Genomic DNA, 11,333 nt, shown 5'->3' with positions numbered 1-11,333 from the left:
TATGAGAAATGTATTAACCAGAATGATAGTGGAGAGGAGTGAGTTGGACGGATGAAAATTACGCTGTTGCCTGATACATACTTTATTGAAAATCTAAGCGTATCTTCATTACAGGATAGAATGTACTGTATATTTGATCTCGAAGGGACAGGCATTAATCCTGTGGTGGAGAATGTGACTCAATTTGGTGCGATGCATTACCAGAGAGGTCAACAATGTAATACAACATTTTCTTCACTTGCACGTGCGAACAAACCTATACCAGAACCTGTGGCCAAGTTAACAGGCATTTCGAATGAGGATATGTTGGAAGCTCCGTCGTTCGTAGAAGCATTTCAGACCTTTCAGGAATTCATAGGGGATAACGTCCTGGTGACACAAGCCGGATATGAGTATGACCTGCCCATCTTGAAGCGGCATTGTGATGAGTATGGCCTCCCGATGTTGACCAACCCGGTGCTGGATACAAAAGCGATGTTTACCTATATTCATCCTGAGATTACGGAGGTCGTCTCAACGGATTTTCTGATTGGGTATTATGATCTGAATACAGATGGAATTCACAGGCACAATGCTTTGGCAGATTGTAGTGTGATCGCTGATATCTTTGAATGTATTCTTAGCGAATATGAGAAACTTCAATTGAATCATTTTACTGCCGATCCCAAGCAGATGATGAAACGTTTCGTTATACCAGAGATGTATCTGACATGATAAGGAACTGGAGGAGAGATCAATGAGCAGAACGGATGTGGAGAAGCTACTGTTGGATCTTAACGAGGGACGGATTCTGACCCAGCAGACATTCGAAGGACTGGATGTGGAAGTTTACCTGGACGAAAGGGATGCCTCTGTATTTGCTGACGAGTGGATGCAAGCTTTTGAACGATGGGCTCGAGTTACAACGGTGGCTGAAGAAGAGGTGCTGCGCGCATGCAGGGAACAGGCGTTTAAACAGACCTTGGCTCTTACCGGCGAACCTGAGTTAGCGGGGTATGTGAGTGATGATATTGGTTTAATTGGTGCTGCATTGTTACAGGGTACGGTGAACGATTCCTTTGTGGATCAGCTGTTGGAAAGTTATCGTCAAGGCAGGTTGCCCCTGCGATAAGCGGGGGAGGACCAACAGGGCTGTTTTCGTTTGTATAAAAAAACAGCATCAAATGTACATTGTGGGTCGGCTGAGGCATAAGGTACAATTCACCTAAGCAATCGATGAGAATGATAATCATTATATGTGAAACATTCTCACGGTTACATCAACAGATCACATAGGGGTGAAGGGTAACATGGTAGGTTTAGTTAAAGGTTTCAAAGGGTGGACAATTACATTACTGCTCATGGGTCTGGTTATTTCAGGATGTAGTACAAATACCGCTACGAATGCGGAACAGACTCCTGCAACTGAAAGTGCAGCTTCTGGAGAAAATACTACTGGAACCGAGACAGAACCTGCTACACGGGTTGTACAGGATGAATTTGGAGATGTGACGATTCCGGTTCAGCCACAGCGGATTGCTGGAATATATGTGGAAGATTATCTGAAGGCGCTCGATATTACACCTGTCGTGCAGTGGTATCATCCGTTGTGGGGTGTACAGGATTATTTAGAATTGGATGTCCCGCAATTCGATACTACAGGGAGTATTGAGGCTTTATTGGAATATAATCCGGATCTTATTATTGTAGATGGTGGAGCGGATGCGGAGAAATATGAGATGTATTCCAAGGTGGCACCGACGTATCGTTTGCCTGAGAGCGTGTTGCAGGATTCGAATCAAATTTTGAAAACCATTGCCGATGTTGTGGGTAAACCGGAAAAGGGTGAAGAAGTTGCTGCGGCATTCGGAGCCAAGGTTGCAGATGCTAAGGCGAAGTTGCAGGAAGCGGTTGGAGACGAGACCGTCGCAGTTGTCCGATTGAATGTTAACGATGATACATTGGCGTTGTTCGGTGTGAAGAATCGATTTACCGGATTTATTTATTCGGAGCTTGGTCTAACACCTCATCCACTGGTTAGCAAGATGGAAGAATATCAGGAAATTCTCTCTGAAGAGGCCGTGCCGCAACTTGATGCGGATCATCTTATTATTTTCCCTTCCAATGGAGAATGGTCTTCTCCTGAGAACAAGGAAGCCTTGAAGGTACTTGACAGCAAATTGTGGAACTCCCTTCCGGCGGTTAAGAACAATCAGGTGTACATCATGGAAAGAGCACATTGGCAATCAGGTGCGATTACAGCGAATTCGATGAAAATTGATGATCTGTTGGAAAAAATGACTCCATAAGTAGTATCCCATAAGAAAGTTCTTCAGCCAGGGTTGAAGAGCTTTCTTTTTTCGTATACACTGTTTTAAATGATAACAATTCTCAGTTAAGGAAGATGAACATGTGCCCCACGATAATACAATGGATTCCCAAGCCCTGGCTATGCACGCTTCAGCATATGGAATACGTAGATCACAACACATCACATATTGATAAACGTTTGCTATACAGAATGTCGTCTTCCCACTCTCTATTCGTTGTAACGTCTGGGAAGGGTTCAATGCTTTGCTCAGATCGGGAAGTTCATTTGGAAAAAGGAATGATTATGTTTGTTTCGGCTGGAACATCCGTTAAAATAGAAGGTTCGCCTTGGACAGAAAGTGAATTGCAGTACTATAAGCTTGATCTGATGGTGGCTGAGTTAAGCGAAGAGACTTCGAACGCTTTGTCTAGAAGAAACACGGAGGAGCAGCAGGAACTTTCCCAAAGTCCAGATTCTCCGACATTATTACCGCTTATGCAACTCAGCTACAGTCCGTGGAGTTCCTGTCTGGAAGCCTTGGAACAAATACTGCGTCAACAGGTCACTGACGATTGGCTGGAGCAATGGGAGGTAGAGCTTCGTTTCCAGGAGTGGTTCCGTGCCTTGCTTCGCCAGAGTGTCCCCGAAACAGAAGTACCCGATGACCGTGCCCGTCTTCAAAGTTCAATTCGTTATATTGGCGATCACTATGATCAGACCATAACCGTGGATGAGCTCGCAGCAGATATTGGTCTAACAAGAGCCAGCTACACTCGGCAATTCAAAAAAATTACGGGTAAGCTCCCGCTTGATTATGTGAATACGGTTCGGTTGGAGCGCTCGAAACAACTATTGCAGCTGACGGATGACCGTATCCATGAAATTGCACAAAATGTGGGGTTCAGTAGTGAGTATTATTTTGGTCGCCGTTTCAAGCAATATGCTGGTATTTCACCTGGATTGTACCGCCGTCATCACCGTCAAGAGGTTCGTGTCTTTGCTCCGTATCTGGAAGACTTTGTGTTGGCTCTAGGCGTAAAACCCGTATTGCAATGTTCACATCATTCCTGGGGCAGACAGCAATATTTGGGGTTGGATGATGTACCCGAATTTGATGTGAGCCAGCAGGATGCGCAATTTAATCTGGGCCATGTACCTGATTTTATCATGCTGGATAAGGGATATGATCGATGGAATCTGGACCGATTTGAGCAGGTAGCACCTACGTTTTACGTGGAACACCTGGGAGAAGATTGGCGCTCCATTTTGAGATCGACAGCCGATGTGTTAGGGAAGGTGAATCGGGTTCAAGATGTAATTGGTGCGTATGAGGACAAGGCAATGGAAGCTAAGAGTCGGTTAGCACGTTATATGCGTGGTCAGACGGTAGCTTTTTTGCGTATATCTGCGTCGGATATTACTCTCTATGGAGATCAGCAGGGCTACGTTGGACCTGTAATTTATCAGGATCTTGGACTGACTCCGCATTCCCGTGTGCAGCAATGGACAAGACACGAGCGGAGGATTTTCATTGGATTGGAGCAGTTAAGTCAACTTAATGCGGATCACTTGTTGATTACATTTGACACTGGAAATTCTGCCAAACCTGGAGATGAGCGCGAACTGCTCGACAGGGACGAATGGAAACGTCTGCCTGCGGTGAAGAGTGGCAATGTGTACGAGGTGGATTTCATGTCGTGGATGAACTACGGTGTGATCTCTCATGGGAAAAAGATTGAGGATGTATTGCGGTTCATGGCTTGATAATGAATGGGAGCTAAAACTAACTTCAAACAAGCTGGTTTCAATAATTAAATTAAAATCGAAGAAAATGAAAAAAATACTCTATTAATCGGATTTACTGTATGATATAGGAAAAATGAATTGGAGAATAGACATCCTATGCATAAAAAAATCTGGGCCTCGCTTTTAGTAATAGCTGTTATTGGGATGATTCCTGTTACAGCAATATCGACGACTGCGGTCGCCGAATCGCATGAAATTTCGGGTGAAGATCTTCCTGAAAGCTTAAGATATGATTCTAACCATCCAGATATAATTTATGTGAAGGATTGTGGGGTCTTCGAGAAAGTGGATTCGAGTTTAGTAGATTACGGTGAACAAGAAGTTGTGTTCGATGATTTACAAAAGGTAACAGATAAAACAAATATAATTGTTGCTTATGATGCAACTTACGTTAAAAAAGGTGAATGGGAATAGGAGATTGTTTAGATTTATAACATGGTGCTCAAGGAGAGATTTGTTCTTCTTGGGCTCTTTTTATATCCATTTAAAAAAATGAAGGGCAAACGTATACGTTAAGATAGAAAATACGTTTTACATTCCGAACACAAATGTCGAAGCAAATGTCCTTGACTGCCTCATTGCAACATACCATTAACTAAAGGGCAATTCGAAAGGTTGAGTTGCCTTTGAAGCATAGCCATGTAATGGCAGATGGGAGCGCTGTAATGACGAAACGGGTAGTTCTGTTGGAAGAAGGTACGGCAGAGATGAAAGGGCTGATGGGCAGTAAAGGGGCTGGACTTGCAGTGTTGCTTCAGGCAGGTTGGCCCGTTCCGGCCGGGTTCATTGTAACAAGGGAAGGCTGTCGCGCGTTCTGTACCCGTCTTGGACATCTTTCCACAGAAGAAGTTCAAGAGATTGGCAGCGCAGTTCGGCACTTGGAAGGGAAAACAGGCAAATTCTTCGGCGATGCTTTAGCACCGTTGCTACTTGCCGTGAGGTCAAGTGAAGCGAGTTCCCATGATATGGAATCCCTTGCTTTGCTTCATGTGGGATTGAATGATGTGACGGTTGAAGGGTTCGCCAGGCAGACCAATGATCGACAGTATGCGCTTAATTGTTATCGAATTTTATTGCAGGATTATGGTCAGCTAGTACATGGCATCTCGTATTCCCTATTTGAAGAGAAATTGGGTGACTTCTCGATCCTCGATGAAGCGAAGCTGGAATTCGCCATTGCAGAATATAAGCAATTAATAGAAGATATAGGGTTTCATCCATTCCCTCAAGATGTTCAATTACAATTAAAAGAAGCGATTCGTGCGGTTTCTCATACACAACGTGCACCACGACTTAACTCCCAGCAAGAACTTCTTCTCCAATCTACTCGACACTCAGGGGATCATCAAGGAGCTCCGGCTCTTATTCAGGTGATGGTTAATGGTGAGCAAGGTGAACGCAGCGGCAGCGGCACGGTATATTCCCGTCATCCGGGTACGGGCGAAAGAGGCATGACAGGCGAGTACTCTGCATCTGCTTTCTCCCAATCTCAGGATGAAGGACTGGATCAGTTGCGGAGAGAAGAACCTGGATTATATGGTCTTCTGTTGGATGCTTGCAGTTATCTGGAGCGCTATATGGAGAAAGTTCAAAAAATCCAATTCATTATCGATTCAGGGGAGCTGTGTCTTCTGCATGTCAGTCCAGCATGCTTGAGTGCTAAGGCCGCCTTGCAGAGTACTATTGATTTTGTGCATGAAGGGGTAATCACCAAAGCGGATGCGCTGTTACGTATTGAGCCGTGGCATGTGACGGAGATGTTGAAAGGGTTCTCAAGTGGTACACCGGAACTACAGCTTCTGCTCGAATGGTCTGATGAAATAAAGGAACTGACGATACTGTCCAATATAGATCATCCGCAGGATGCCATGACATCACGGCTACTAGGGGCTGAGGGAATTGGTTTGTGTCTTACAGAACATATGCTCATGTCTGCTTCAAGGCTTCCTTTTGTACAAAAAATGATCCTGGCAGACAGTGAATCCGAACGCAGGCGTGGTTTGGAGCGTCTGTTGCCGATGCAGCAGTTTGATTTTGAACAGATATTCGAAGCGATGGATGGATACCCTGTAACGATACGTTTGCTCGATTCGCCGTTGCATGAACTGTTACCGGATCTGGAAGTGTTGGAGAAACGACGTGAGTGGTTACAAGCAGAGGAGTGGCAGGAGCAAAAAGACCATCAGATTGAACTGGAGGAACTGGAACGTGTAATTCGCAGAGTCAGTGAATTGCATGAACATAATCCGACATTGGGGCAACAGGCTTGTCGGCTGAGTACGGTGTTCCCGGAGATCGTTGATATGCAGCTTGAAGCGATTTTTCGCGCAGCGGTGAAAGGCATCCGGCAAGGCTGGTGGGTACGTCCCGAGATTATGATCCCGCAGATCGGTCATGTGCATGAACTTCAGGTGATGAGAGATCTGGTGGATCATGTGGCTGACCAAGTGCTTGGTGACGAGAAGCGGCATTGTCTCTATAGAGTGGGGGCGATGATCGAAGCTCCGAGAGCGGCGCTGACGGCGACTCACATTGCTCGCCAGGCTGACTTTTTCTCGTTTGGCACGGATGAGCTGACAGAGATGACATTTGGATATAGTCGCCATGAATCCGAGAAGCGATTCATTCAACTGGATACGGACTCTCGTACGGTAATGAATAATCCATTTCATGTGCTGGACATTGAGGGAGTTGGACAACTGATTGAGATGGCGGTAGTCCAAGGTCGAATTCGAAAACCTCATCTGAAGACAGGGATCTGCGGAGAAAATGTTGTGGATCTAGAGTCCATAACCTTCTGTCACCGCATTGGTATGGATTACGTAAGCTGTTTGCCTGAACAGATCCCTTATGCACGAATTGCTGCTGCACAAGCAGCCATTAAGGTACAGAGAGAGGGAGCTAACACGCAGAACACGGATATATCTACAATTGCGTAACGCTAACCCCGTCCTACACGGAACTTCCATGGAATAGCAACCAGAAAACTGTTATACTGAAATATGCGTTTTGTAAAAGGAACGTAAAATTTCAGGGTAAGGGTTGAAAGCGACCATGTATAATTCCAAAAATGAACGAACTTCATCACGGACTTTATTCGCCGTGTTATTCATTCTTATGCTGCTGAAGCTGTCACTGTTGCGGTATTTCTTTTTCCAGGGTCTGTCCGGCATCGGTCTGTTAACTGACGCATTAGGTGCACTAACTGTGGTATGCCTGCTGGATCTGATCGTGCCCAAAGGCTGGAAGCGAGCAGTATACGGAGGCTTCAATATTCTGTTTTCTCTGGTTCTGTTCGCGGCTACGCTGTATAACGTTCATTTCAGTTCGGTACCCACCTATACCGCGCTAAGTGAGCTGGGGCAAGTTGCCCAAGTGCGGGGAAGTATCGGACCACTGGTTCGACCTGAGCACTTTCTGTTTTTTGCAGACATCGTACTGGCATTGCCAATATGGTTGATTATGCGCAGACGTGCTGGCGGGCGTAACCACAGCAGTTACCGCGATAGCGGTTTGACGTTTGGCAGAATTCGCAGACGTTACTGGGGCAAGCTCGGCGTTGCGCTTACCGCTGCATTCTGCATCGTGCTGTCTGGCAGTTTTATTGTCAAAGGTGAAACGATTGATAACGAGTTGGTTCGGGCCGAGAATCTTGGTTTCCTGAACTACCAGGTATCGTCTGCCATTCTGACAAGCAAAGAGAATGAGGCCATTGCGAATGGTAACATTAACGAAACAATTGCCAAGATCAATGAGCTGGTTAGCCAGTATCCGTATCAGGATAAACCAAGTGATGGTACAGCCGTGAAAGCCAAATATTTTGGTCAGGCCAAAGGCAGCAATCTGATCGTACTGCAACTGGAGTCCTTTCAGAATTTTCCGATTAATGCTTCATTAGACGGTCAGGAGTTAACGCCGGTACTGAATGATCTGGCCAAAGAAAGCTATTATTTCTCTCATTTTTTCCAACAGATCGGACAGGGAAACACATCAGACGCGGAGTTCATGTCGAACACGTCTATCTATCCAACCGGAGTTGTTCCCATGTCAGCAGGGTATAGTGACCGCGAACTGCCGAGTCTTCCCAAATTATTGGGGAAAGAGGGATATGAGTCAGAGACGTACCACGTCAATGACGTCACCTTCTGGAACCGGAACAAAATGTATCCGGCACTCGGATTCACTCGTTACTTCGACAAGCCCAGCTTCACTAACGACAGATTCAATGACTTTGGACCATCGGATGAAGAGTTGTACCGTGTAGGTGTGGAAAAAATGACTGCGCATCAGGCTGCGAATCAGCCGTTCTATGCTCAGTTCATTACGGCATCGAGCCACTCGCCGTTTACGGTTCCCGCTGATCGTGCACGAATTACGATTCCTGCGACCATCACGAATAAACTGCTTCACGATTATCTGCAAGCGATCAACTATACGGATTATGCCATCGGTCAACTCATTAATGAGTTGAAGGCGAACGGATTATGGGATAATACTACTTTAGTGCTCTACGGAGACCACTTTGGTCTGCCTGCTGACGAAGAGATTACACAGCAGATTCAGGCCAATCTGGGCGTCCCGTATGACGGTAAAGTAAGTCGATTTAACATCCCGTTCATGATTCACACGCCGAAACAGACCAAAGGGCAATTGATTGAGCAGCCAGGCGGTCAGTTGGATATGTTGCCAACGATTATGAATCTGATGGGAGTTTCGCTCCAGGATGAGAAATTCACTGCCTTCGGACATGATTTGCTCAACATGGACCACAATGCCTTCGGTATCCGGTATTACTTGCCGACGGGTTCATTTGTCAACGATGACATTATGTTTATCCCGGGTGCGGGCTTTGACGATGGAACAGCCTATTCGCTGAAGACATACGAGCCGGTAACGGATTTGGAACCGTATCGTGCCGATTATGAACATGTGCTCAGCCTGATGAAACTGTCTGACGAGTATGTGAAATTGTTACCGAAACGTGCACCATAAATCAATTTTTCTGCAATAGGTCAGATCAAAAACGTCACCAGTTCAAAAGCTGGTGGCGTTTTTTTGCATGTTTCTTGCACAAGTGTTGTAATAAAGAGGATAACTAAAGTTTGAAACTGTAATAATTAATGTTACAATGGGATGAGCAAGAATGAAGTGAGCAAAAGCGCGTAATATTCGCAGATCTCATATTCAAAGTACTTATGAACCTAACAGACGAGAGGATTGAATATATATGAAACTGAGTGTACTCGAACATGGACATATCAACGAAGGACGAAGTGTACAGGATACGTTGCAGGAAACGGTGAAACTCGCACAACATGCGGATCAATTGGGGTACTCCCGCTTCTGGATGTCGGAGCATCACGGTAGTGGTGCGCTGTCTTTCTCCAGTCCTGAAGTTATGATTGCACATGTGGCTGCACATACGGATCGAATTCGCGTAGGTTCCGGTGGCGTTATGTTACCTCACTATAGTGCCTATAAGGTTGCAGAGAATTTCCGTCTGCTGGAAGCTCTGCATCCGGGACGGATTGACCTTGGGATTGGCAGAGCACCGGGAGGCATGCCAATTGCCAGCAGAGCGCTGAATGAGGGGAAATCATCGAATGTACAATTCTTTCCGCAACAGATCGCGGATCTGGGCGGATACTTCCACGAGCAGTTGCCTGAGGATCATCGGTTTGCATCTCTGGTAGCCGGACCATCGGTTCCCACGGTACCAGAAGTGTGGTTGCTGGGTTCCAGCTCTGAAGGTGCAAGAATTGCTGCGGCACAAGGGACATCGTATGCGTTTGCCCAATTCTTCGGAACACCAGGCGGCGAAGAAGCGATGAAACATTACCGCAGACATTTCAAGCCGTCCATCCTGAATGACAAACCACATTCAATGATTGCTGTCTCGGCATTCTGCGCGGAGACAGAGGAAGAAGCGGCTGAACTTGCGCGCAGCAATGAACTTTTCTTCTTACGCCTTGGACGAGGTCTTGAACAAAGTTCCTTCCCATCTCTGGAGACGGTGAACAACTATCCGTACACAGCGATGGAGATGGAACAGATCCGTCAACGTCGTTCTTTTTCCATCGTGGGAACACCAGATCAGGTGAAAGACAAAATTACCGCAATGGCAGAACGCCATGAAGCAGATGAAGTCATTATTGCATCAGCGGTTCATTCGTTTGAAGCACGTCTGCGCTCATTTGGCTTGATTGCAGAAGCCTTTGGACTCAAGCAGGACTAATGGTAAGCAAGCGGGAATAACTACTCTAAACAGACTGGAATCTTGCGCATGCAAGGTTCCGGTTATACTCTTGCGTGATCAGGGAGAGGAGAGATTCACATGCGCAGATGTGTCATTAGTGATATTCATGGCTGTTACGATGAATTTAATGCACTGCTTAAGCTTGCAGATTATAATCCGCAGCAGGATGAATTGATTTTACTTGGTGATTATGTGGATCGCGGTCCAAGTAGCAGACAGGTCATCGAACAGATTATGCAGCTTCAGCAACAGCACCATATTATGGTGATCAAAGGCAATCACGATGCCATGATGGTGAAGGCGCTTACCCAGGATGTTGAGCAATATGATCAACACTGGATTCGTAATGGTGGACTACAGACGATGGCAAGTTATCTGGATCTGGAGCTTACTTATGATGAGCAACAGATAGATTGGGAAGCTTATGCTGAGGCCAAAAAGTGGATACGTACACACTATGAACATCATCTTCGTTTCCTGGAACAGCTTCCGCTGGTGTACGAAATTCCGGGTTATATTTTTGTGCATGCCGGGATCAATCCGGATATCGAGGATTGGAGAAGCCAGTCCGAGCGGGACTTTATTTGGATTCGTGAATCATTCTATTCCAGACCAACGACGATTAGAGAGACGGTCGTATTTGGACACACCCCCGTGAAGCATTTGCATGATGAGACAGGCATTTGGTTTGACCCGAGCGGAGACAAAATTGGCATTGATGGTGGTTGTGCCTACGGAGCGCAATTGAACCTGCTGGAGATTAGCGAAGACGGCAGTCTACAGACCTTTTTTGTACGACAAGGGCAGAGCGCGGAAGAGCCTGAGATTTAATGTTTTCGTTGCGTATCAGGGTTTCGTATGCTAATTTTATAAGGTTGTACGATGAATAAATACGATACATATCATATCGACTTGAGGGTAATGAACCAAGTTTGGCTATTTTCCAAAATGACTTACCTGAGAATGATTTGCAATCAATTC

9 protein-coding genes are annotated in these 11,333 nt (G+C 45.8%); all 9 read left to right on the top strand.

What is annotated here, in order from left to right; translation table 11 throughout:
• Nucleotides 1-51: 51 nt before the first annotated feature.
• The 9 genes from NSQ38_RS23275 to NSQ38_RS23235 all read left to right on the top strand — a co-directional run bounded on the left by NSQ38_RS23275 (nucleotide 52) and on the right by NSQ38_RS23235 (nucleotide 11,183).
• A complete protein-coding gene (locus tag NSQ38_RS23275; protein WP_339784221.1) occupies nucleotides 52-714 on the top strand; it encodes a 3'-5' exonuclease in 663 nt (220 codons plus the stop codon).
• Between the two features lie 22 nt (nucleotides 715-736).
• A complete protein-coding gene (locus tag NSQ38_RS23270; protein WP_339784220.1) occupies nucleotides 737-1,111 on the top strand; it encodes a hypothetical protein in 375 nt (124 codons plus the stop codon).
• Between the two features lie 178 nt (nucleotides 1,112-1,289).
• Complete coding sequence (locus NSQ38_RS23265; protein WP_339784219.1) at nucleotides 1,290-2,288, top strand: ABC transporter substrate-binding protein; 999 nt, start codon at nucleotides 1,290-1,292, stop codon at nucleotides 2,286-2,288.
• Nucleotides 2,289-2,587: 299 nt separating this feature from the next.
• Nucleotides 2,588-4,054 carry an AraC family transcriptional regulator gene (locus tag NSQ38_RS23260; protein WP_339784218.1) on the top strand — a complete coding sequence of 489 codons (1,467 nt, stop codon included), beginning with the start codon at nucleotides 2,588-2,590 and terminating at the stop codon, nucleotides 4,052-4,054.
• Nucleotides 4,055-4,192: 138 nt separating this feature from the next.
• The gene (locus tag NSQ38_RS23255) at nucleotides 4,193-4,510 is read left to right on the top strand and encodes a hypothetical protein (RefSeq protein ID WP_339784217.1); all 318 of its coding nucleotides are present in this window, start codon (nucleotides 4,193-4,195) and stop codon (nucleotides 4,508-4,510) included.
• A 251-nt stretch (nucleotides 4,511-4,761) separates the two neighbouring features.
• Nucleotides 4,762-7,035, top strand: coding sequence for a putative PEP-binding protein (locus NSQ38_RS23250; RefSeq protein ID WP_339784216.1), 2,274 nt, complete (start codon nucleotides 4,762-4,764; stop codon nucleotides 7,033-7,035).
• A gap of 115 nt (nucleotides 7,036-7,150) precedes the next feature.
• On the top strand, nucleotides 7,151-9,088 hold the full coding sequence (locus NSQ38_RS23245) for an LTA synthase family protein (protein WP_339784215.1): 1,938 nt from the start codon (nucleotides 7,151-7,153) through the stop codon (nucleotides 9,086-9,088).
• Nucleotides 9,089-9,323: 235 nt separating this feature from the next.
• Nucleotides 9,324-10,331 carry an LLM class flavin-dependent oxidoreductase gene (locus NSQ38_RS23240; RefSeq protein ID WP_036670607.1) on the top strand — a complete coding sequence of 336 codons (1,008 nt, stop codon included), beginning with the start codon at nucleotides 9,324-9,326 and terminating at the stop codon, nucleotides 10,329-10,331.
• A 99-nt stretch (nucleotides 10,332-10,430) separates the two neighbouring features.
• On the top strand, nucleotides 10,431-11,183 hold the full coding sequence (locus NSQ38_RS23235; RefSeq protein ID WP_339784214.1) for a metallophosphoesterase family protein: 753 nt from the start codon (nucleotides 10,431-10,433) through the stop codon (nucleotides 11,181-11,183).
• The last annotated feature ends 150 nt before the right edge of the window (nucleotides 11,184-11,333 follow it).

It is taken from the genome of Paenibacillus sp. FSL R7-0313, from assembly GCF_037969885.1.
GTDB lineage: Bacteria > Bacillota > Bacilli > Paenibacillales > Paenibacillaceae > Paenibacillus.
The sequence above is the reverse complement of the archived record's forward strand: the minus strand, read 5'-3'. Positions and strand labels throughout refer to the sequence as shown.